The organism is Microcystis sp. MC19 (assembly GCF_003019735.1).
In the GTDB taxonomy this organism is placed as follows: Bacteria; Cyanobacteriota; Cyanobacteriia; order Cyanobacteriales; family Microcystaceae; genus Microcystis.
Genome location: NZ_CP020664.1, coordinates 408,167 through 428,339, shown reverse-complemented (window position 1 = coordinate 428,339; position 20,173 = coordinate 408,167). Strand labels below are relative to the sequence as shown.

26 protein-coding genes, 1 tRNA gene and 3 pseudogenes are annotated in these 20,173 nt (G+C 42.0%); 14 read left to right on the top strand and 16 right to left on the bottom strand.

Annotation, left to right across the window (positions count from 1 at the left end):
- The first annotated feature begins 76 nt into the window (after positions 1-76).
- Both B5D77_RS02230 and B5D77_RS02225 read left to right on the top strand, forming a co-directional pair.
- The gene (locus B5D77_RS02230) at positions 77-649 is read left to right on the top strand and encodes an IS607 family transposase (protein ID WP_008201120.1); all 573 of its coding nucleotides are present in this window, start codon (positions 77-79) and stop codon (positions 647-649) included.
- A gap of 167 nt (positions 650-816) precedes the next feature.
- Entirely contained in the window at positions 817-1,128 is a 312-nt protein-coding gene (locus tag B5D77_RS02225) for a hypothetical protein (protein WP_253851946.1), read from the top strand.
- Here the strand turns inward: B5D77_RS02225 and B5D77_RS02220 are convergent.
- Together B5D77_RS02220 and B5D77_RS02215 are read right to left on the bottom strand one after the other, a co-directional pair.
- The gene (locus tag B5D77_RS02220) at positions 1,125-1,400 is read right to left on the bottom strand and encodes a hypothetical protein (protein ID WP_008201127.1); all 276 of its coding nucleotides are present in this window, start codon (positions 1,398-1,400) and stop codon (positions 1,125-1,127) included. The two genes, B5D77_RS02225 and B5D77_RS02220, sit on opposite strands and share 4 nt — an antisense overlap.
- A 114-nt stretch (positions 1,401-1,514) precedes the next feature.
- Complete coding sequence (locus B5D77_RS02215) at positions 1,515-2,723, bottom strand: PEP-CTERM sorting domain-containing protein (RefSeq protein WP_106908193.1); 1,209 nt, start codon at positions 2,721-2,723, stop codon at positions 1,515-1,517.
- Between the two features lie 189 nt (positions 2,724-2,912).
- Between B5D77_RS02215 and sipA the strand changes: the two genes are divergently transcribed.
- On the top strand, positions 2,913-3,125 hold the full coding sequence (gene sipA / locus B5D77_RS02205) for a regulatory protein SipA (RefSeq protein WP_008201130.1): 213 nt from the start codon (positions 2,913-2,915) through the stop codon (positions 3,123-3,125).
- Positions 3,126-3,517: 392 nt separating this feature from the next.
- Here the strand turns inward: sipA and B5D77_RS02200 are convergent, their stop codons facing one another.
- From B5D77_RS02200 to B5D77_RS02170, 7 genes are all read right to left on the bottom strand, one after another.
- Positions 3,518-5,116 (bottom strand): peptide ligase PGM1-related protein, encoded by a 1,599-nt coding sequence (locus B5D77_RS02200; protein ID WP_106909941.1) that lies wholly within the window; start codon positions 5,114-5,116, stop codon positions 3,518-3,520.
- Positions 5,117-5,282: 166 nt separating this feature from the next.
- Positions 5,283-5,411, bottom strand: a complete 129-nt coding sequence (gene psaJ / locus B5D77_RS02195; protein WP_002738148.1) for a photosystem I reaction center subunit IX — start codon at positions 5,409-5,411, stop codon at positions 5,283-5,285.
- A gap of 45 nt (positions 5,412-5,456) precedes the next feature.
- Positions 5,457-5,951, bottom strand: a complete 495-nt coding sequence (locus tag B5D77_RS02190) for a photosystem I reaction center subunit III (protein ID WP_002748906.1) — start codon at positions 5,949-5,951, stop codon at positions 5,457-5,459.
- 132 nt (positions 5,952-6,083) lie between these two features.
- Positions 6,084-6,503, bottom strand: a complete 420-nt coding sequence (locus B5D77_RS02185; RefSeq protein ID WP_008201139.1) for a secondary thiamine-phosphate synthase enzyme YjbQ — start codon at positions 6,501-6,503, stop codon at positions 6,084-6,086.
- A gap of 10 nt (positions 6,504-6,513) precedes the next feature.
- On the bottom strand, positions 6,514-7,314 hold the full coding sequence (gene cobA, locus B5D77_RS02180) for a uroporphyrinogen-III C-methyltransferase (RefSeq protein ID WP_008201141.1): 801 nt from the start codon (positions 7,312-7,314) through the stop codon (positions 6,514-6,516).
- Positions 7,315-7,613: 299 nt separating this feature from the next.
- On the bottom strand, positions 7,614-7,979 hold the full coding sequence (locus tag B5D77_RS02175; protein WP_106908192.1) for a clan AA aspartic protease: 366 nt from the start codon (positions 7,977-7,979) through the stop codon (positions 7,614-7,616).
- Positions 7,976-8,251: a hypothetical protein gene (locus B5D77_RS02170; RefSeq protein ID WP_002739245.1), complete on the bottom strand. Its 276-nt coding sequence runs from the start codon at positions 8,249-8,251 to the stop codon at positions 7,976-7,978. Before B5D77_RS02170 ends, B5D77_RS02175 begins: the two co-directional genes overlap by 4 nt.
- Before the next feature lie 337 nt (positions 8,252-8,588).
- Here B5D77_RS02170 and B5D77_RS02165 point away from each other — a divergent pair, with 337 nt between their 5' ends.
- Positions 8,589-8,834, top strand: coding sequence for a type II toxin-antitoxin system Phd/YefM family antitoxin (locus tag B5D77_RS02165; protein ID WP_008201147.1), 246 nt, complete (start codon positions 8,589-8,591; stop codon positions 8,832-8,834).
- Positions 8,831-9,229, top strand: coding sequence for a type II toxin-antitoxin system VapC family toxin (locus tag B5D77_RS02160; RefSeq protein ID WP_106908191.1), 399 nt, complete (start codon positions 8,831-8,833; stop codon positions 9,227-9,229). Before B5D77_RS02165 ends, B5D77_RS02160 begins: the two co-directional genes overlap by 4 nt.
- A 321-nt stretch (positions 9,230-9,550) precedes the next feature.
- Here B5D77_RS02160 and B5D77_RS02155 read toward each other — a convergent pair whose 3' ends face one another.
- Entirely contained in the window at positions 9,551-9,814 is a 264-nt protein-coding gene (locus tag B5D77_RS02155) for a DUF2442 domain-containing protein (protein ID WP_106908190.1), read from the bottom strand.
- Between the two features lie 168 nt (positions 9,815-9,982).
- The gene (locus tag B5D77_RS02150) at positions 9,983-10,720 is read right to left on the bottom strand and encodes a PEP-CTERM sorting domain-containing protein (protein WP_106908189.1); all 738 of its coding nucleotides are present in this window, start codon (positions 10,718-10,720) and stop codon (positions 9,983-9,985) included.
- A 157-nt stretch (positions 10,721-10,877) separates the two neighbouring features.
- On the opposite strand from B5D77_RS02150, the gene B5D77_RS02145 reads away from it, so the two are divergent.
- The 4 genes and pseudogenes from B5D77_RS02145 to speB (B5D77_RS02130) all read left to right on the top strand — a co-directional run.
- Positions 10,878-11,378 carry an ATPase gene (locus tag B5D77_RS02145; protein WP_106908188.1) on the top strand — a complete coding sequence of 167 codons (501 nt, stop codon included), beginning with the start codon at positions 10,878-10,880 and terminating at the stop codon, positions 11,376-11,378.
- A 263-nt stretch (positions 11,379-11,641) separates the two neighbouring features.
- Positions 11,642-11,932, top strand: coding sequence for a nucleotidyltransferase family protein (locus tag B5D77_RS02140; protein WP_002757283.1), 291 nt, complete (start codon positions 11,642-11,644; stop codon positions 11,930-11,932).
- Positions 11,922-12,272 carry a DUF86 domain-containing protein gene (locus B5D77_RS02135; RefSeq protein ID WP_106908187.1) on the top strand — a complete coding sequence of 117 codons (351 nt, stop codon included), beginning with the start codon at positions 11,922-11,924 and terminating at the stop codon, positions 12,270-12,272. The genes B5D77_RS02140 and B5D77_RS02135 overlap by 11 nt, the downstream gene beginning before the upstream one ends.
- 510 nt (positions 12,273-12,782) lie before the next feature.
- Positions 12,783-13,397, top strand: a pseudogene (speB, locus tag B5D77_RS02130) (agmatinase); the annotation flags it as partial.
- Between the two features lie 32 nt (positions 13,398-13,429).
- On the opposite strand, the gene B5D77_RS02125 reads toward speB (B5D77_RS02130), so the two are convergent.
- The 3 genes and pseudogenes from B5D77_RS02125 to B5D77_RS02115 form a co-directional block, all read right to left on the bottom strand.
- Entirely contained in the window at positions 13,430-13,756 is a 327-nt protein-coding gene (locus B5D77_RS02125; protein WP_084990056.1) for a DUF5615 family PIN-like protein, read from the bottom strand.
- Entirely contained in the window at positions 13,740-14,003 is a 264-nt protein-coding gene (locus tag B5D77_RS02120; protein WP_002799510.1) for a DUF433 domain-containing protein, read from the bottom strand. The genes B5D77_RS02125 and B5D77_RS02120 overlap by 17 nt, the downstream gene beginning before the upstream one ends.
- A gap of 259 nt (positions 14,004-14,262) precedes the next feature.
- A pseudogene (locus tag B5D77_RS02115) lies at positions 14,263-14,856 on the bottom strand (IS630 transposase-related protein); the annotation flags it as partial.
- Between the two features lie 583 nt (positions 14,857-15,439).
- Between B5D77_RS02115 and speB (B5D77_RS02110) the strand changes: the two are divergent.
- The 5 genes and pseudogenes from speB (B5D77_RS02110) to B5D77_RS02095 form a co-directional block, all read left to right on the top strand.
- The gene (speB, locus tag B5D77_RS02110; RefSeq protein ID WP_106908186.1) at positions 15,440-16,339 is read left to right on the top strand and encodes an agmatinase; all 900 of its coding nucleotides are present in this window, start codon (positions 15,440-15,442) and stop codon (positions 16,337-16,339) included.
- 46 nt (positions 16,340-16,385) lie between these two features.
- Positions 16,386-16,459: transfer RNA gene (locus B5D77_RS02105), tRNA-Val, on the top strand.
- A gap of 61 nt (positions 16,460-16,520) precedes the next feature.
- The gene (locus B5D77_RS02100) at positions 16,521-17,570 is read left to right on the top strand and encodes an aromatic ring-hydroxylating dioxygenase subunit alpha (protein WP_002780451.1); all 1,050 of its coding nucleotides are present in this window, start codon (positions 16,521-16,523) and stop codon (positions 17,568-17,570) included.
- 81 nt (positions 17,571-17,651) lie between these two features.
- Positions 17,652-17,795, top strand: coding sequence for a hypothetical protein (locus tag B5D77_RS25635; protein ID WP_008204374.1), 144 nt, complete (start codon positions 17,652-17,654; stop codon positions 17,793-17,795).
- Between the two features lie 133 nt (positions 17,796-17,928).
- Positions 17,929-18,063: pseudogene (locus tag B5D77_RS02095) on the top strand (DUF4164 domain-containing protein); the annotation flags it as partial.
- On the opposite strand, the gene B5D77_RS02090 reads toward B5D77_RS02095, so the two are convergent.
- Together B5D77_RS02090 and B5D77_RS02085 are read right to left on the bottom strand one after the other, a co-directional pair.
- Complete coding sequence (locus B5D77_RS02090) at positions 18,060-18,743, bottom strand: N-acetylmannosamine-6-phosphate 2-epimerase (protein ID WP_106908185.1); 684 nt, start codon at positions 18,741-18,743, stop codon at positions 18,060-18,062. The pseudogene B5D77_RS02095 and the gene B5D77_RS02090 overlap by 4 nt on opposite strands.
- Positions 18,744-18,909: 166 nt before the next feature.
- The gene (locus B5D77_RS02085; protein WP_002760578.1) at positions 18,910-19,419 is read right to left on the bottom strand and encodes an inorganic diphosphatase; all 510 of its coding nucleotides are present in this window, start codon (positions 19,417-19,419) and stop codon (positions 18,910-18,912) included.
- Between the last annotated feature and the right edge of the window lie 754 nt (positions 19,420-20,173).

The window sequence follows — 20,173 nt, the reverse complement described above, 5'->3', positions numbered from 1 at the left end:
AGACGAGCTTAAGGTGGTATTGTAAAGTTTCAATAGAAATATAGTCAGATATAGTCAGGGATGGTAATATATAGACATGAAACTATCAGACTATGCAAAAAAAACAGGAATAAGTTATCGAACGGCTTGGAGGTGGTGGAAACAAGGGAATTTAACAGGTTATCAATTGCCTTCTGGTACAATTATCATAACGGATGACAACCATTCAAAACCCGACTTGATAGCCTGCATTTATGCAAGAGTTTCCAGTGCCGAAAATAAAGACAATCTAGATAGACAAGCTGACCGATTAAAAGATTATGCTGTTGCCAGAGGCTACAAAATCTACAAAGTTGTCAAAGAAGTAGGCAGTGGATTAAACGATAATCGCCAACAATTAGCCAAAATTCTAGTTGACCCCAATTATAATGTTTTAATTGTTGAACACAAAGAGCGTCTAGCCAGATTTGGGACTAATTATCTAGAAATCTTGTTAAAAGAACTAGATAAAAAACTGGAGGTTGTCAATCAAAGTGAGGATAATCAGGATGAGTTGATGTCAGATTTAATAGCCATTATAACCTCTTTTTGTTCTCGAATTTACGGATTAAGAATGTCGAAAAGAAAGACAGAAAAGATTATAGCTGAGTTAAAAGACAACGGACAATAATGTTAGTAGCAGAAAGGCACATTATCAAGAAAGGACATAGATTTTGGGCTGAGATAGATAATTGATCTTGGCAGTCTAAAAATCTCTACAACTCAGCCAATTATTTAATCCGACAAAACTTCATTTATGGTCATGGCTATTTGACCTATAATCAGATGGCCTCTCTGATGAAAAAGACAGAACAGTATCAAGCTTTACCCGCTAAAGTTTCCCAACAAGTTTTAAGAGGATTAGACCGGAACTGGCAATCATTTTTTGCCGCTTCATCGGAGTTTAAAAGTCACCCCGATAAATTTCTGGGAAAACCCAAAATCCCTGGCTATAAGGAGCCAAAAAAAGGACGAAATCTCTTAGTTTACACGATTCAAGCTATAAGCAAAGTAGGTCTTAGGCAAGGAATAGTCAAACTATCACCGGACTTCAATTGCCTTGCCGACAAGAGTAGAGGAGCGCATAGCAGAAGTCAGAATAGTTCCTAAATGTGATTGTTATGTAATCGAGGTAATTTATGGGACAGAGTAAATTCGGCTAAAACAGCGTCATGATTGATGGATGTGTCAGTATAGCCACTTCCTTTGGGTGCGGGAGATAAGTGAAAAGATTTTTTCGGTTTGGATAAATAGCCTTTCGCTATTAAAAATGATTCTATAGCCGTTTGTACTGTATCAGAAGAAGATACCTTATGCTCTTGATTGTAGGCGGCTAGAGCATTAATTATGGTGGTGGGTAGCTCAATCGTCACCTGTTGCATAACCAAAATCCTCTTGATTTAATTATGTCCCTATTATACAATAAACCCCCTCAACTGACTGAATGAAGGGACATTAATTACACTTTGGTAAGCAATTTAGCCTACTTTTGTGGTTTAGTTTTCTGATGTTTTGGATGATTTTAGTTTGCGCTTCAGGGTTGAAGCTGCACCGAGAGTGCCGAGGGTTAATAAGCTGAGGAATGTAGAGGGTTCGGGAACGGCGACAGCTTCTAAAGCATCTATATTTTCATTCACTGCCCCGGTAGCCTGTCTGACATTGAAAGCTGTATCCCAGAGATGCCCACCGTGAAAGAGGAATTGAGCAGCTTGACCAAATCGCCAAGACCAAATTTCCCCGCCATCGATATCGCCTCCATTAACGTTGGGTGTGATTACTCCATCCAATATTGATGGATTATTTGGGTCTTGTCCAACGAGATCTATCGGCATAAGACTAAACAGAATAGCATCACCCTGATCCCACTGACCTACACTACCTTGATCAAAGACCATTAAACCATCCAGATCAAGGATATTAGCGATATCACCAGTATATGTCGGCGGAATAAATGGGCTAATTGCTGTGGCAATCTGACCAGCAGTAATATAGGAGTTGCTGATCTGGGTAATGGGGTTATAGTACCATACTGACGTTCTTATACCGTTAATAAGGGGATCTCCCAACAAAGAGTACATATCAGCATCATCAGGAGTCGGATCTGCTGGAGAAGGGTATTGAGAAGACGTTGGTGATACAGAACTCCACACCTCCAAACCATCGAGATCGTTAACTCCCTCTTGATCAATTTGCGGAGGCGTTGCCCAAAAACCAGTCCCCCCGCCAATCGATTCAAAAAGAACACTTTTTTCATGTATTCCAAGCTGGTTATAAGCGATATTGCCTACAAAAAGGGGATTCGCAGGTACTACCGTCGAACCAGTCGAGAATAGTAGGGCGGCTCGATTAGCAATGACATCCCAGAATAGGGCATCTTGATGATTAGCTAAGGCATCTACTTCCCTTGCCGTAACAGTATCACCTGCGCGAGAGCCACTATAGTCGAAGGCATCTTGCCGACCACCATTGCCATCCCAGTAAATATTCTGTTCTGGATCTAGAACTGGCGGTTCTTGAGTGTCTTTGTCAAAGCGATCGCTGTATTCTTTACCCGGAACATTTTTTGGCCATGGAATACCCGGTCCAGGTGCAGGTTGGACAAACGGTCCTTGAGGAACAAACGGTCCTGCCAATACTTGGGATGGGGCCACCGTGACACCCAGTAAGAGCCAGGAAGAGAACAAGAGTTTATGAGTGATTTTCATGATTATTGCTCTAGCAGATTTCGTATTGCGATTATCCCCTCGCCGCTAGGTCAGGCAACAGCCCAACCCAACGCCAAAGGAGGATGGCAACAGCTTACACAACACCTATTCCCTGGGGAATCTATCTTGAGAATGATTTGAAATATGCTAAGTTGGGATGTTATGTAACGATCGCATCTAGCCAGTACTATGAGTGAAATTAGCATCGGGGGAAAAGTCCGTCTGATTGCCATTCCCCCTTACCTGAAAACCGCCGATCCTATGCCTATGTTACGGCCGCCGGATCTGCTCGATATCGACGATATAGGCACGGTAATCGATCGCCGGCCGGGGGGTTATTGGGGTGTAAAATTCGATCGAGGCTCATTTCTGCTCGATAGCAAATATTTAGAAGCTATTTAAACCAGTTAAGTAAGTGCATCGAAGTCAAGACAACTTTTAACCAAGGTAAAACCATCGGTCATTGGCTGCCAGGAACTGCCTGCTTGGATCATTAAATCCCACCTTCCGCACTTCTTAACATTCAATTGATAATTTTTACTAATACATTGCTTACAACCTTTTGCCAGTAAAGATTGTAGCTACAAGGATCGATTTTCATCAATGGGAAGAATTGTAATTTGTTTTCTCAGAAAAAATCAATTATTGAAAATGTTCTCAATAGTAGTTTCTACAATGAAGCTTTTTCGTCAAAACATCTTGGGGAATGCAAAAATATATAAAGGTATATGAAGATGTGCGGAATGTCGGTTAAATCTCTGAAACAAAAAATTACAGCCAGTAAATCAGTCTAGTTATATCCAAGTGATCGGTAATCCAGAACAATAACCTAAATTTATAGAACTATGCTCTGTTTCCCAATCTAAAACCTGTTCCACACGCTGATAAATTGCCGCCGCTTCCTCACTAGAATTGCCGATACAAGTTAACCCTAATTTACCAAATTCTGACAGCGCACCCATGAGATGAAAAACTGTTCCTGTTTTACTGCTACTATCAAAATGCAAGTGATGTTTAGCAATAATATCCATTAAATCATCGGGAAGTAAACCTTTGTATTGGGGTTTATGGAGATTATCGGAGGCAATATAGTATTTTTCCTGGTGAGGTTGACTGAAAAATAATCCAGTTTTTTGATCGTATTCACCATTAGTTAAAAGCTTTAAAGTCATAAAAGGATGGGTAGTTCCTCCTTTTCGCAGATTAATTTCGATCGCCTGTAAATCCCAGACTAAAGTTTCTGGATTTTTAACAGCGACGAAATCAACTCCATAGCGTTCAATTGCTCCCTTTGCTGCCAGAATTTCCCCTATTTTTAGACCTAATTCCTGTAATTGTAGGCGATAATTTTCATCGGCAGGAAAATAACAACCCAGATAAATTTGACCATCGGGACCCCCTAAAATTTGATCGTGAGTGGAAAGAATCTTCACTTCTCCCGTCGGTGTAATATAACCTTGCACACTCGGCGATCGCTTTTCTTCCCCTTCAATAAAAGCTTCGACAATTCCCCCTAATTCAGCAATTTTGCCAGAAAAACTCTCCCAATTTTCATCGCTTGCTTGAAAACTAATCTTGTCTAATAGTTTAGCCAAGAGATTAATTCTCTCGCTTAAATCTAGACTGTTACTATCAACAATTTCCCCTAAAGGACGTAAATCTAAAACCGCATTTCCTTCTCCTGATAACCCCTCATTTAACTTCACTACCATGCGTTTTAATTGCGGTTGCCGCGACCACAAACTAGCGGCTTCGTATAACAAATCCTTGACCGTATTTACCTGTAAACTACCGTCAGGATGGGGAATATTGCCTTGACCAAAAATCTCGCGACTGCCACTTTTAGAACCCCAATACAATAAGTCTGGACTACAGGCAAATAAAGGAATATCTAATTGTAAAGACAATTCTCGCTCTAAATTAGTAGAATTAAAACAAACCATGTAGGCACGATCTCGACGCAACGCTTGCCGGATTCTTGCTACTAAGCGCGGTCTTTCCAGAATTTTTTGAGTTAAAGGTTGAAAAGAGTTATCGTGAGTTGTCAGTAATAACAGACGATTATTAGCATGGGAAAAAGGAATCCCAGGCAACAATTGCAGGTAATAATCAATCACCATCCGCGAAAGTGGCTGCGCTGTTACATAGATTAAACGAGTTTTCGGATGTCGCAACCGAATCAGAGAAAATAATAATCTTTCTTCGTAATGTAAAAAACCCGCCACTTTTTGACCGACTCTCTGATCGATACTAAAAGAAGGGACAACGAGGATATCATAATCGCATTCATCGGATTCGGGAACGTTTTCTCCCTGCCAAATCTCTTTTAATTTTTCTTGTAATTCTTGATACCGCAGACGCTTTCCTAGCATCAAATCTTTATCTAACAGCATGGTTTGTCCCACCTCTGTGGTTGCAGACACCTGTATCTTATCTATTTTTAGGCCCTGTGGTCTCCAGTGTCTTTCTTTTCTTAATATTCCCCCAATCCCTCCGATCATTGCCATTAAAAAGGGATACAGTGGACTCTGTATCCCCTTTAATCACCTGAGATTGGCTTTAACCTAGCGGGTGGAATAAGAGATCGGGATAAAAGCGATTAAATTCGATTAAAATCCCGGCGGTGAAAGTCAGCAGCGCCATAATTAACACGGGTGCGGACGAGAGAAATTTAGTAAGTCCTTCCATCTGAGTTCTCCTAGGGAATAAAAAGTCAAGGGTTTGACACAAAAATTAACGAGGGGAAACGGTAATTTCCGAATCCTTAACGGTTAATTTACCGGAAGTGGCCTCTTGTAAAGCCGCCAACGGCCAGAGAAAACCCGTTAACATTTTGCTCAAAGCGAGGGGAACATCGATGATGATTTCCTTCATTTCGGCATCTTTGCTGTCGCGCACGGCGATTAAATAGGCCCGACCAACCCAACCGATCCAACCGGTAATGTACAGGAATAGGATGCTAGGGATAAAGAAATCGCCCATGTGATCCCAACGACCATCAACAATTAGGTGCGGATAGCCTTCGGGTCCACAGAGAGCTTGGGAGTAGGTTTGAGCGCGTTTGGCTCCCGATTCGGGGTCAGGAGTGGTGTTGCGGAAACTCTTCGCTTTTTGTAGGAAAGCGGGATTTTCGCTACAAGGGGTCAGATTGGACAAATCAGCCGACGCTGGAGCGGCAAAGGTGAACCAGAGAGATAGCACCAGGGCCAGAGCGAACAATTTTCGCATAAATTGTTTCCTTTTGTTACGAAATATGAAGTTCTTTGTTCAAAAAGCGAACAATTTGATCGTACACGGAAAAAATCTTACTCCGATGAGGGGTACGAGTAAAGTTTCTATTACAAAACTATACGCAACGCTTCAGACCCCGGTGATATGAACCACCACTTGCCTTTGGTGACGACTCTGACGGTGTTCCCAGAGATAGATACCTTGCCAGATGCCTAAAACTAATTTACCTCTAGCGATCGGGATTTGTTCCGATGTCCGGGTTAGCACCGAGCGAATGTGAGCGGGCATATCGTCTGGCCCTTCGGTAGAGTGATAGTAGAGACTGCTATCTTCCGGCACTAACTTGGCGAAGAAATTGGCCAAATCGGTGAGAACATCGGGATCGGCATTTTCTTGGATCAGCAAAGAAGCGGAGGTGTGACAGACAAATATACTGCATAATCCCGTCGTTATGCCCGATTCAGCCACGATCGCTTCTATGGGGGCAGTCAGACGATGGAAATTCTTGGGACTGGTGGTAATCGTCAGGGATTTTTGATATTGACGCATGGGAACCGAATCAGGGAGAAATGGGTGTAGGGGGGATTGTCCTGGATAGCAAAGGTTGTCCCGCTTGTAAGAGATCATGAAGGTTCACCACTGCCCCGATAACAGCGATCGCTGGGGACTCAAAGCCGGTGGCTTCGATCTGGTCCATAATCGTAGTGAAAGTACCGATTAACTGCTGTTGCTGCGGTGTTGTTCCCCAGCGAATCAAGGCGATCGGTGTTTCTGGACTTCTGCCGGCCTTGGTTAACTCCCCGATAATATAGGGTAAATTATGCACACCCATGTAAACAACAATTGTTTCCGCACCATGGGCGATCGCTGACCAGTTAACTTGAGGACGATATTTACCCGCCATCTCGTGGCCGGTGACGAAGGTAACGGAAGAACTATAATCGCGATGGGTGAGGGGAATACCGGCGTAGGCAGGCACGGCAATTCCTGAAGTGATCCCCGGCACGATCTCGACGCTAATTCCAGCCGCGATCAGATCGAGCATTTCTTCACCCCCGCGACCGAAAACAAAGGGATCGCCCCCTTTGAGACGAACAACCACGGCATTAGTCCGGGCCTTATCGATCAGTAAAGCGGTGATTTCCTCCTGTACTAGAGAATGACGACCGCGACGCTTACCCGCATGGATTTGTTCGGCCCGGGGGTTAATCATGGCTAGAATCGAGGGGCTAACTAGGGCATCATAGAGGACAACATCGGCATTTTCTAGGAGAACTTTCGCTTTTAAGGTCAACAAACCGGGATCTCCGGGACCCGCACCAACGAGATAGACCTTACCGCAACTTTCTGATTGATTCATAGATACTGGGGAGAAAATTCTTGCTTCGATCGAATGCGCTTGATCCCTACTGTATTGTGACTGGGGCAAAATTTGGTATTTTTGACTACAGTTACTCGGCGATCATGCTCTTTCTTCATGAAGAATTATGATCTTAACATTACTTAACCTTTTATCTAGCGATCGCTCTGATACTAAATCCGGTTTAACAGGTATGGGGGAGAGCGGGTTTTTAAGGTTGGATTGGGAGTTAATCATACTATTAAAAACCGATTCAGTATAACGGTGAAGTTAGCCTGCGTTTGCGCTAATGCTGAGAACTACAATTCGTCAATTGTTACCAACCCACCTTCCGTAAACTGAATCACAAGTTCATTGCTATCTAATAAAGCAGTTCCAACCAGGGGTCGCCGTCCTGTTGCAAATACACGAGTTTCTCGCTCCTCACCATTCCAGATAATAATTGCTTTGTGAAGAGGCAGCATTACTTGGCTGTTGTCTGCTAAATTCGCACGCATATCGTACCTGAAAGGAAGATTCAGTAATGCTACTGCTTCGGGTGGTAAACAAAGCTCATCTGTAAATCCTGTATCTACTACAAACTCAATCGGAAAGTCAGCGCGATTTGGAATCCGAAATGGGATAGTGATGATCGGGTGTCCATTAGCCACAATACCTGAAATCACTTAACTACACGCTCCATAACACCCCCACCAAAAGCGGCAGCAACGTTGTAGCCAATTTTGATCCCAAAGAGCCGAGCATGGGGGTGTTTCTCGCTCAATAAGTCAGCAGCGTGTAAGCCATTTTCATCAACTTTGTAGTCACCTGTTTCAATGTCAATGATAACCATCTTGCCAATGTTTTCTTCAACTTCCACCTCTTGGCGGATTCTGCTTTCGTACAGTTTCTCTGCACGTTGAGCAACTTCTTCACGGCTTAAAAGGATAGCTTGCATATACTAACTCCCGATTGCGATTTGACTTCTGGAGACTTCTCTATAATATCTCACAGGTCTGTAGGATGAGCTAATGCCATCCTACTAAGTCTCTACAAGATTGGCTGCTACCCAGTGCCTTCGGCATCGCATTTAGACTTACAGCTTCAATAAATCTGCATGGTGCGTTCCCCAAAAATCGATCGCTGAAGCGGTAGAAGTTGCATTAGGGAACGCACCCTACAAGATCAGCGTACTGCTACGCAGTGCCTTCGGCATCGCACTTCAAACTAACTTGCCCTTGCAGAATCACCGCAACTAAACTAAACTTAGTTTGTAGATTTGGTTTTTTAAGAGCATGGAAACTGTAAACATTCATCAGGCTAAAACAAACCTTTCTCGGCTATTGTCCCGTGTGGAACTCGGAGAGGAAATCGTTATTTCAAACCGAGGTATTCCAATTGCTAAACTTGTTCCATTTCGGACATCTTTAGATCGACGGTCTAGTTTAGGACAAGATCGAGGGATGTTTACCGTACCAGATGATTTTAACGCTCCTTTACCAGAAGATATTTTGGTAGCATTTGAGGGTGGTGCGGAGTGAGACTTTTACTGGATACACAATGCTGGCTGTGGTGGTTTGCCCAACCAGACAAGTTAAGTGAGAATGTAATTGAACAAATTGCAAACGAAAGCAATGAATTGTGGTTTTCTGTTGCCAGTGTTTGGGAGATGGGAATTAAAGTCTCAGTCGGTAAATTACCACTGCCAGAGCAAATAGATGATTATGTCTCTACTCGAATGACTCAACTAGGAGCTAGATCGTTAGAGATCAATGCTTCTCATGCTTTGCGGGCGGCTGCATTGCCTTTACATCATCGTGATCCTTTTGACCGAATGCTGATTGCACAAGCTCAGGTAGAAGATATGACACTTGTGAGTGCGGATTCAACATTTAATCAATATGAAGTGTCTTTGCTTTGGGCAGCTAGTTCTTAGTCATAAACACAGAATTTCAGCTGCCTTCTAGATATTCGTCAACCAAATTCTGTGTAGTTGCAATCATTAACTCGCACATTTTTCCAACTAATTGACTGTCATTTCTGGAAGACTCCAAAGTGACTTGACACTGACCTGCACAAGAGCCTTCAATTTCACAGCCTTTGCAGAAATCGTTCTTACAGCTTCAATCAATAGGCATGGTGCGTTCCCCAAAAATCGATCGCTGGAGCGGTAGAAGTTGCATTAGGGAACGCACCCTACAAGATCAGCGTGCTGCTACGCAGTGCCTTCGGCATCGCACTTAATTAAGGATAAAAACTAGGCTTTAGCTTTTAAAGGAAATCTCTCAGGATTTTTAATAATTTCTTTGCTTAAATCTACATCTAAATCTGGCCAATAAAAATGATTAGGAAAAGGCTCTTGTATATTTAAAATTTGTCTAATAGGTATATCTTGAAACCAAGGAAAATCTTGATAGGAAAGAAACATTTCTTCATCGTTTGCCAGAATCCATATTCCATGGGAAGAAATATGAGTTACTTCAGCTTGAGAAGTGTTTTGCCCAAGCATTTCTAAGTTCATTTTGTCGTTCCTCAATAATAGTTTTTATTGCTTGAAGATGATTGATGCTTACCCTTTGTTTATTATAGCAAATATTAATTTAAAAATACAAGAAGGAGAAGTAAGAGCATAAAAATCCTCCTCAACTGGTCTAAAATTAAGGGGGAATGAGTTATACAAAAAAGCAATTTAACCGATGTTAGTGAGTTCTTTTTCGAGGGAATTAGAGCGTTTTACTTTCCGTTTTATGGTTGCACCTGCACCAAGTATTCCCAGGGAAAGAAGACTTAGGGTTGAGGTGGGTTCGGGGATTTCTCTATAAACTTCGTCCATGGATTCTGCTCCGTCCATAAGCAGTCTTCCACCCCTGCCATCATAAACAAGACCAAAGGCAGATGCGGTTACATTTTTTACAAATACCTCTCCAGGTTTACCAACGGCCTTAACATTTTTTTCACACTTAATGGGACTGAGACCATCAACAAACGTATCTCCGACACAAGCCGGATTCTTTCCAATGCTAGTTTGGGTTAAAGCACCACTAATTGATGCTATTGAACTAACTTGTCCTGTTTTTTCTACTGTTCGTTTATTAATGCTTACTAGACTATTACTTTGAGATTCATCCTTATCACAGATTCCATTGACACACGCAATCAACAACCTGGCTGATTTAATTGTTGTAAAATCTTCTGGCTGTAAAGGTCTTCCAACAGGTGCAACAATACCCCAAAGTTTTAAAATACCATCTAATATTACAGAAATCTTATCAAAGTCATTTACAATACCTACAGATTGAAGTGTTGAACTAGAACTTGATACTGTAGCAGACAGTACAGGAGTTTTTTGACAAAGAAGTGATATGGAAAAACTGAAAACACATAAACCCGATTTCAATAGAGAACTTTTAACTCTGTTCATTTTCATTATTTTTGCTTAAGCTAAGGTTTCTAAGAGCTTATGACATTAAAGATTAACTTTCAAGCACTAAAAAGTAAGATAAAGTCGTATAAAGTACCTAAATTTACATTCTGTGCTATAATGTCAAGCAATTATGACTTAATCCCATAGTTAAACCAATGCCATGAACAATTTTGATATTCACTCTTTAATTACAACTGTTGATAATCTCATCTTCTCCTATACAGGAGAGAATTTAGATGATGTTCAGTCTGAAATCTTAGAAGGGGTGATTAATCACCAAAAATACACAGAAATCGCTAAAAGTCATCATCGTTCCGAGAAATATGTCAAGGATGTAGCCGGTAAGCTATGGAAAACCCTATCGGAAATTCTAGGAGAAGAAGTTAATAAAGCTAATCTTAGGTCTAGTCTGCGAAGGTATTATTATAATGTTGCTAACAATAATGTCGTTAACGGTGTCCAAATTAATAAAGGCCATATCTGTAATCAACTACCAGAAAATCAATTACAAAAATCTAATCTTACAGAAGCATATAAACTCGAAATCGCTACAGAATTGATGAAGGAAGGCTTAACCGTCGAGCAAATTGCTAGAGTGTTAAAACGGGAGCATCTCACCTTTGTAACCCCTAAATCAGGTTTTTATGTCAAGCTATTTTGAAAGCCTTGCTAGAAACCAGTTTTATAGATAAGTATAATTACTCACTTGCATAAATGAGATGCTCCCGTTAAAACTTCCCTTAGAATTAGTTAAAGAGCAACTTGAAAAACCTAAGCAACCTAATTAATGGTGGTATTTGGCACTGGCAGAGCATTTCTAAGTTCAATAATAATTTCTATTTTAATAAACTTCATCATGAGAGCCAATATCAACGAGACAACCATTAAGGTTACAATGAAGGAATCAGATTTCAGGAAATAGCCATGAAACGAGATGAGGTACTAACAATTCTCGCAAAACACCGAGAACAATTAGAAAAACTAGGGGTAAAATCTCTGTCTCTATTTGGTTCAGTAGCAAGGGATGAAGCACGTTTTGACAGTGATGTAGATTTATTGGTAGAATTTAGTAAAGCGGTAGGGTTATTTGAGTTTATCGAGGTACGACTTTACTTAGAAGATATATTAGGATGTTCTGTTGATTTAGGTACTCAAGATTCTTTAAAAGAACATTTACGACAACCTGTATTAAAGGATGTGATTAATGCCTTTTAGAGATTGGCAACTTCGTCTTCAAGATATTATTGAATCCATTGATGAAATCTTGGAATGGACGACTAATATGACCTTTGAAGATTTTAGCTCAAATCGAGTGACTCTTAAAGCAGTTCTTTATAATTTAGGAATTATTGGTGAGGCATCTAGAAATATTCCTAGTGAGGTACAATTGCGTTATTCTCAAATTCCTTGGCGTTTAATGGGAGATATGCAAAATGTCATTTTTCATGAATATTTTCGGGTAGAATTGGCAATTGCTTGGCGGACGATTGAAAATAATCTAACTCCATTGCGTTCACAATTACAGGAAATTTTAGAAAATGAAGCCGAAAATTAATCTATAAAAATCCCACTCAACTTATTCAATTAAGGGGGAATGAGTTATATAAAAAAGCAATTTAACCAGCAATTCTCATTTTGAAACGATTTTGCGTTGTTTGAGCGATCTAGAGATTCGTTAAGAATTATTAACCCCTCTAGGTGCAAGGGTTTTAATGTCATGAAACCTTAAAATGAGAATTGCTGCAATTTAACCGACGTTCTTGACAAAAGGTCATAACCTGTGCCTTGGAAGGAATTAAGAGAATTTCTGATACCCTCTTACCCAGTAGAAATCAAGGAAACCCCCCATAAATCTAACTCGGTTTCAGCAAATATGCTCGCTCCCTGTCCATTGAGAAATATTACCATAAACATGGGTACACCAAGAAAAGTTAAGGGATGTATCTATTGATAGATAAGGGGTTTTGGCTATTGTAGTAGATATGTTTGGGGTCAGTTGAGATAGACAAAAATAGTCAAAATATTTATAATGGAGGATTGGACTAAAATTTTCTGTGATTTGCCCATGTTATTGTCTTGCGCCACCGGTAGCGAACAGTTTTTAGGGAGTGAAGCGATCGCCACTTACGCCACAGCTAAGGCCGTAATCCTGCCGATTCCCTACGAGGCCACCACCACCTATCGCAAGGGTTGTGAAACTGGACCGGCGGCGGTGATTACTGCTTCCCAACAATTGGAAGCCTATGACGAGGAACTTAAGCGGGAAACCTGTTTAGAAGTGGGCATCTATACCCATGATGCGATCGCCGATACCCGTCAGCAACCGCAATTGTCCGCCGAGGAGATGTTAGCCGTCACCACAGCTACAGTTTCTCGTCTAATTGCCGATGATAAGTTTGTCGTCGCCGTCGGGGGTGAACACGCTATCACTACGGGAGTAGTACAAGCTTACCGACAAGCTTTATCGGAACCTTTTACGGTGGTTCAAATTGATGCCCATGGCGATATGCGTTTTGAGTACGAAGGCTCCCACCATAACCACGCCTGTGTGATGCGTCGGGTGTTAGAAATGGGTTTACCGACCTTACCCGTGGGAATTCGGGCTATTTGTCGGGAAGAAGCGGAATTAATCGCTAAACAGCAGATTCCCGTGATTTGGGATCGAGATATCGCTAGGGATGCGGAGTTATGCTGCTTTCGCCAACACAACTTTCAGGAGCCTCCAACTTCAATCACTTCTCCTGGAGAGACTTTATCTAATACGCTACAGGCATCTGGCATTAGGGGAAGTAAGTCAGAAAGTTTGTTGCTGGTTGCTACAAGAACAATAACTGCCACTCCAGTTTGCTGTAAATTTTGCTGATAACGCAAATTTTGATCTGTAGTGAGGAGAATCGTGAAACCCTCCTGAATCATCAGCCTCAGCAACTCACCGTTCTTTTTCCCTGACCATCCCATCTCAACAACTGTGCATACCTCGTAATCGGCAAGCTCACGCTTTAACGGGCGTGGGGCGCATTCATCAAGCAGGATTCGCATAGGCTGTCAACATTTCCTTTGCTAATTCAAGGGCTGAGATCGCCTGTTCTCGACTGACACTGGGAAAATGGTCTAGAAATACCTCTAATGAATCACCAGCCTCAAGATAATCAAGTAGGGTTCTCATCGGCACACGAGTTCCTACAAAAACAGGGGTTCCCCCTAGAATGTCGGGATCACTGTGAACAACACGGGATATTAATGCCATAACAAATATATCCAACTGGCTACTAGCTTTTACAGTCATTGTATCCTAAAGTCATTTGTCGGCTCTATACAAGGTGAGGCTCAGGCATGGGACACTTCACTTGACTACTCTGCCTACATCTTGCCGCTAGACCCAAACTAACTTTTGGATACGATGCACAGTTGGCATTCATACCTTGATTCTGCAACGCCTAGACTTACAACTTCAATCAATGTGCATGGTGCGTTCCCCAAAAATCGATCTGTGGAGCGGTGGAAGTTGCATTAGGGAACGCACCCTACAAGATCGGCGATCGCACTTCAAAACCTTCGGCATTCAGGCTTCTCGTAAATATCATCGGTGCAATAAAGTCTTTTTTTCCCTTTCTTCTCCCAGCGACAAGGTTCTCTCTTTTTCCTCGTTTTCCTTGTCTATCTCCAAAGACTTTCTTCCCTTTTTTTGACCAAGCATAAAAACAGTCTTGAAATTCTTCAAACCCTGACTCATCAATAAATACAAGGCTTTCACTTCCATATATTTTAATCAATTCTCTCAGCACTCTGTAGTATTTTATTCTTTCTTCTCGGTTTCTTTCTCTATAACGAAGTTCCTTCTTTTTTCTGGTAACTTTCATTTTTTTTAAGGCATAGCAAATGGCACTTGGTCTCACTCCAAACTTCTCGGCTCTGTCTCTTAATCTTGCATCTGGATTTTCTTGGACATCTTTTGACAGTGCTTTCCAGTCCAGCTTTCTCTGACGATGTTTTACCTTTGTTGCTTCCAGTTTTTCGCTACTTAGCCATCTATATATTGTGGCTCTTCCTATATTAAATATGGCGGCGGCTTTGGTTATGCTTCCTCCATTCTCTACATAATCAATTACTTTTTTTCTCAAGTCTAGGCTATAGGACATTTTTCTGTATGGGTTGCTTGTTTTTCCTTATTTTACCCTATTTTTTACTTGTATCATGCTTATTTGAAATGACTATATATTGTTAGCCAGATTAGCATCTTGCCAAAAACCTTGTTTAACTAAATTCCTGACAACTAGGCTCATTCTAGCGATGACTCCTATATCTGACCGCACCCCTTGACAAAAATTTATAATTATTCGACCTTTAGCGATCGCTATCGGGGGATAATTGTTTTTTGTTACAGCAGTATGAAGCAGCCTAACTGATGGCTATATTTCCACAGCAATTCTCATTTTAAGGTTTCATGACATAAAAAGCCTTATAACAAGAGGGTTGTACAATTCTTAACAATTTTAGTGATCGCTGAAACGGCGCAAAATCGTTCTGAATTTATTTTTGCTAATATTTCCAGATTATCGCCCGCAGCAAACCAATCTTGAGCGAGAAATCGAGGGATGTATCCATTGATGGATAAGAGTTTTTTGCTATTGTAGTAGATATGTCTGGGGTCAGTTGAGATAGACAAAAATAGTCAAAATATTTATAATAGAAGATTGGACTAAAATTTTCTGTGACTTGCCCATGTTATTGTCTTGCGCCACCGGTAGCGAACAATTTTTAGGTAGTGAAGCGATCGCCACTTACGCCACAGCTAAGGCCGTAATCCTGCCGATTCCCTACGAGGCCACCACCACCTATCGCAAGGGTTGTGAAACTGGACCAGCGGCGGTGATTACTGCTTCCCAACAATTGGAAGCCTATGACGAGGAACTTAAGCGGGAAACCTGTTTAGAAGTGGGCATCTATACCCATGATGCGATCGCCGATACCCGTCAGCAACCGCAATTGTCCGCCGAGGAGATGTTAGCCGTCACCACAGCTACAGTTTCTCGTCTAATTGCCGATGATAAGTTTGTCGTCGCCGTCGGGGGTGAACACGCTATCACTACGGGAGTAGTACAAGCTTACCGACAAGCTTTATCGGAACCTTTTACGGTGGTTCAAATTGATGCCCATGGCGATATGCGTTTTGAGTACGAAGGCTCCCACCATAACCACGCCTGTGTGATGCGTCGGGTGTTAGAAATGGGTTTACCGACCTTACCCGTGGGAATTCGGGCTATTTGTCGGGAAGAAGCGGAATTAATCGCTAAACAGCAGATTCCTGTGATTTGGGATCGAGATATCGCCAAGGATCTGGATTGGATCGAAAAAGCGATCGCCAAAATTACCACCGAGAAGGTATTTTTAACCATAGACGTGGATGGCATCGATCCGGCTTTAATTCCGGGGGTGGGAACCCCGGAACCGGGGGGGTTAAGTTGGCATCAAACCCTAGGCTTTCTCCGTCGTCTTTTCCAAACCCATCAAGTGATTGGCTGCGATGTGATGGAATTGGCCCCGATTAGTGATTCGGTGGTCTCGGAATTTACCACTGCCAAGTTAATTTATAAGTTAATTGGCTATCAATTTACTGCCTAGGGGCTTGCCTAATTAGAAGCAATCGTGTTATGATAGCAATTCGTGCGGACGTATAGCTCAGTTGGTTAGAGTACATCGTTGACATCGATGGGGTCACTGGTTCGAATCCAGTTACGTCCATAAGGTATAATCTTGATTTCTAATGATAGGATGAACGATCGAAGCTCTCCAGAGAAACCCTATGACTAGCTTACTGCGCGACTTTTGGTATGTGGCCACACCGGCAAATAAACTTAAACCCGGTCAGCTAATGGCCAAAAAAATGCTAGGTGAACCGATTGTTGTCGGTAGGAGAGAGGATGGAGAAGTGTTCGCATTGCGGGATATTTGCCCCCATCGTGGCATTCCGCTGCACCATGGCTGGATTGAGGGAGATGGGGTGTACTGTTGCTATCATGGCTGGAAATTTAACACTAGCGATGGCGTTTGTTCTGAGATCCCCTCATTAACTGAACACGATCGCCTTGATATTAGCAGAATTTGTGTCACCAGTTATCCCTGTCGTGAAATACAAGGTCATATCTGGGTGTTTATTCCGGCAGACTCAAAAAGAGAAATTAATCAAGAAAATCTGCCTCCTGTGCCGACTATTAGCGCTTTTGGCAAACTTACCCCCAAAGTAGCCGAAACTATCACTTTTGATTGCAATATTGACCATGCAGTGGTGGGATTGATGGATCCGGCCCACGGTCCCTACGTTCATACTTCTTGGTGGTGGCGCAGCGGTCCGCGCCAATTTCGGGTCAAGGAAAAACAATACGAACCTGTTCCCCTCGGTTTTCGTCTTGCTCCCTATGATATGCCTGTAAGTGCGAAACCCTATAAAATTTTGGGTAATAAAGTATCGATTGAAATTGTTTTTGAATTGCCCTCGGTGCGTACAGAAATACTACGAGGTGATCGCCATTTGGCCTGTGCTTTTACGGCAATTACTCCCATCGATGAAAATCACTGCGAAGTCCATCAAAGTTTATACTATACGATTCCTTGGTTGGCATTTTTAACCCCTCTTTTGCGTTATTTAACCCTACAATTCCTCAAACAGGATCGCGATGTGGTGATTAAACAACAGGAGGGACTTAGTTATCATCCAGCTTTGATGTTAATTGATGATGCCGATACCCAGGCCAAATGGTATTATCGCCTCAAGCAGGAATACGAAAAATCTCAAGCAGAAAAACGGGATTTTGTCAACCCCATTAAAGCACAAATTTTACGGTGGCGCAGTTAGAATTCGATGATTTTATGACTGGACTTCCCCTTTGACAAAAGGTGATAACCTCTGCTTTAGGAGGGATTAAGAGAATTTCTGATGTCCTCTTACTGGGTACAAATCGGGGAAACCTTTCATAAATCTAAGGCTTTCTCTAAGTCTAATCATTGTCCTAAACTAGGACTACAAGTCTCGCCATTAAATCCTCTTGCTGTGGCTAATTTTGATAATATCATCGGGTAATTTTGAGAGGTTGCCAAGGGTTCTTTTTTTTGACTTGATCTCCTTTTTAGCAAATATGATCCATCCCTGTCTATTAAGAAATATTACCATCAACAGGGGTACGTTAAGAAAAGTTAACGGGTTTATCCATTGTAGTAACGAAAAAATTAACGGATTGACCGCAGGGATTGCCTATCGGGAATTGACAAACCGGGGGATTTTAATCGCTTTGGTTGTCGGTATTTTAGGAGGTGCGGCTAAACTTTTTGTTTTTTTTCCCTCCCATTAATCTTTTGATAAAATTCCTTGTAAAAAAGCGGTAGTTTTTAAATCAATCCCAGTAATTGCCGTGCCGACAACTACCGAATAGGCACCCACTTCTAGGGCTTTTTTTGCTTCTTTTGGAGTCGATATTCCTCCTTCACAGATAACAGGAACTGACAACTTATTAACTAATTCCTCTAGGAAAGAAAAACTCGGCGGTGGCAGATGTTTAGTCGCTTCTGTGTAACCGTAAAGAGTTGTACCGACAATATCAGCACCGGCTGCCACGGCATAAATAGCACTTTCGATCGAGTCTATATCTGCCATGACTAATTTACCAGTTTCCCGATGAATACGATCGATAATTGTGGCTAAATTTTCATGATTAGGACGCTTTCTGGGGGTAGCATCCAAGGCAATTATATCGGCCCCCGCATCGGCAATGGCGAGAGCATCTTGATATTTGGGCGTAATATATACCGAACAATCAGGATAATTGCGTTTCCAGAGTCCAATTATCGGTATATCCGGCAATTGTTGACGGGTGGCTTTCAGATGAGCGGGACTATCAATTCTTACCCCACAAGCACCCCTATCCACACAAGCATGAGCCATGGCGGCAATAATTACAGGATCGTGCAGAGATGACTCCACTGGCGCTTGACAGGAGACGATTAAACCCGATTTTAAGGTTTCTATTCTCATAAATTGGGGTGTGGGGTGTGGGGTGTGGGGTGTGGGGAGAAGCTTTTTTCAGTGATCAGTAAACAGTAAACAGTAATCAGTGAACTGAAAACTCACATCTGATAACTGATAACTGATAACTGATAACTGATAACTAACCCCACCAACAAACTTTTTGCCGCAAACCTTACTTATAAGCAGCAATACACTGTTCAACTAAAGCGGTTACTGCGTCCACATCTTTCCAACCGAGAATTTCTGTGACTTTTTTCTCTAGATTCTTATAGGTTTTGAAAAACTCGGCGATTTCCTCCAACCGATGGGGAGAGACATCTTTGAGAGATTTTACCTCTGCATAACGGGGATCTTTAGCGGGAACACAGAGAATTTTTTCATCGCGATCACCACCATCGATCATTTCTAACATACCAATGGGACGCGCCGTAATCACACAGCCGGGGAAAGTAGGCTGATCCATGATCACCATACCATCTAAAGGATCGCCGTCATCGGCGAGGGTATTGGGAACAAAACCATAATCACAGGGATATTGTACCGAAGAATAGAGAACGCGATCGAGAGCAAAGGCGTTTAAATCCTTATCAAACTCGTATTTATTCTTACTACCGGCGGTAATTTCCACTAAAACGTTAATTAAACCGGGTTTCGGTTGGGCAGGAATGCGCGATAAATCCACAAGCTTTCTCCAAATACAAGACAATAGCGCCTTTAGAGTCACCTAAAAGCGCAAGCAAAGTTAAAACACACTTTAATTAACTCCGATCCAAATTTTACCCATAAGGGGGATCGGGACGAAGAAAAAAAATTTTACCTTGGCAATCGTCTATCTCAATTCTGTCACCTCATTTGCCTCGTTAGGGAGTAGGATGTGTTACCGGTAAGGGGTTCTTCGGTATAGTTAGGCGTGGAGTTATATCCAATCGCTAACAAGGGTAACGTTAGGGTCAGAATTGCGATCATGGTTCCGAGTAAGTTGGCCCACCTATGACTAGGAGGTTCGGAAGTCTTCCCTGACGGGTTGCTGGATTCCATAAAGGGGTCGTGTTGAACTCGACAAGTAAAGAATACGAGAGATATATAGAGCAGTCAGCTATCGGCTTTTAGCTTTTAGCAAATTACTGCTATTTTTTGCCTTTGGGCTTGGTTAACGTCTCGTGAGCAAGCGAAACATTAACAGCAATACTCTCCCTACTAATTATATTTTACTCATTTTTTTCCAAGAGTTCACTCTGATACTTTTCTTGACGATCTCTCCAGATCATGGTCTGTTGGTGTTCGTCCCTGTGGCACTGTGGGTGCAAGCATTGCCTCCTTGTCTGATCCCGAAATCAGCTTGTTTACTAGCTCAATCCACAAAAAAAATGTCTGAAAAGCCCAAATATTAAGCGATTCAAACATTTTCTCATTGCAATCGGAGGGTGATATTGACT

Coding starts and splice junctions, on each gene's coding strand:
- sipA (WP_008201130.1), top strand. CDS start 2,913: ATGAGTGAAATTAGCATCGGGGGAAAAGTCCGTCTGATTGCCATTCCC.
- speB (WP_106908186.1), top strand. CDS start 15,440: ATGTTATTGTCTTGCGCCACCGGTAGCGAACAATTTTTAGGTAGTGAA.
- B5D77_RS02120 (WP_002799510.1), bottom strand. CDS start 14,003: ATGACTGTAAAAGCTAGTAGCCAGTTGGATATATTTGTTATGGCATTA.
- B5D77_RS02225 (WP_253851946.1), top strand. CDS start 817: ATGAAAAAGACAGAACAGTATCAAGCTTTACCCGCTAAAGTTTCCCAA.
- B5D77_RS02135 (WP_106908187.1), top strand. CDS start 11,922: ATGCCTTTTAGAGATTGGCAACTTCGTCTTCAAGATATTATTGAATCC.
- B5D77_RS02170 (WP_002739245.1), bottom strand. CDS start 8,251: ATGCAAGCTATCCTTTTAAGCCGTGAAGAAGTTGCTCAACGTGCAGAG.
- B5D77_RS02155 (WP_106908190.1), bottom strand. CDS start 9,814: ATGAACTTAGAAATGCTTGGGCAAAACACTTCTCAAGCTGAAGTAACT.
- B5D77_RS02220 (WP_008201127.1), bottom strand. CDS start 1,400: ATGCAACAGGTGACGATTGAGCTACCCACCACCATAATTAATGCTCTA.
- B5D77_RS02200 (WP_106909941.1), bottom strand. CDS start 5,116: ATGCTGTTAGATAAAGATTTGATGCTAGGAAAGCGTCTGCGGTATCAA.
- B5D77_RS02230 (WP_008201120.1), top strand. CDS start 77: ATGAAACTATCAGACTATGCAAAAAAAACAGGAATAAGTTATCGAACG.
- B5D77_RS02150 (WP_106908189.1), bottom strand. CDS start 10,720: ATGAAAATGAACAGAGTTAAAAGTTCTCTATTGAAATCGGGTTTATGT.
- B5D77_RS25635 (WP_008204374.1), top strand. CDS start 17,652: ATGTCCTCTTACTGGGTACAAATCGGGGAAACCTTTCATAAATCTAAG.
- B5D77_RS02215 (WP_106908193.1), bottom strand. CDS start 2,723: ATGAAAATCACTCATAAACTCTTGTTCTCTTCCTGGCTCTTACTGGGT.
- B5D77_RS02145 (WP_106908188.1), top strand. CDS start 10,878: ATGAACAATTTTGATATTCACTCTTTAATTACAACTGTTGATAATCTC.
- B5D77_RS02090 (WP_106908185.1), bottom strand. CDS start 18,743: ATGAGAATAGAAACCTTAAAATCGGGTTTAATCGTCTCCTGTCAAGCG.
- B5D77_RS02185 (WP_008201139.1), bottom strand. CDS start 6,503: ATGCGTCAATATCAAAAATCCCTGACGATTACCACCAGTCCCAAGAAT.
- B5D77_RS02165 (WP_008201147.1), top strand. CDS start 8,589: ATGGAAACTGTAAACATTCATCAGGCTAAAACAAACCTTTCTCGGCTA.
- psaJ (WP_002738148.1), bottom strand. CDS start 5,411: ATGGAAGGACTTACTAAATTTCTCTCGTCCGCACCCGTGTTAATTATG.
- cobA (WP_008201141.1), bottom strand. CDS start 7,314: ATGAATCAATCAGAAAGTTGCGGTAAGGTCTATCTCGTTGGTGCGGGT.
- B5D77_RS02125 (WP_084990056.1), bottom strand. CDS start 13,756: ATGCGAATCCTGCTTGATGAATGCGCCCCACGCCCGTTAAAGCGTGAG.
- B5D77_RS02100 (WP_002780451.1), top strand. CDS start 16,521: ATGACTAGCTTACTGCGCGACTTTTGGTATGTGGCCACACCGGCAAAT.
- B5D77_RS02140 (WP_002757283.1), top strand. CDS start 11,642: ATGAAACGAGATGAGGTACTAACAATTCTCGCAAAACACCGAGAACAA.
- B5D77_RS02190 (WP_002748906.1), bottom strand. CDS start 5,951: ATGCGAAAATTGTTCGCTCTGGCCCTGGTGCTATCTCTCTGGTTCACC.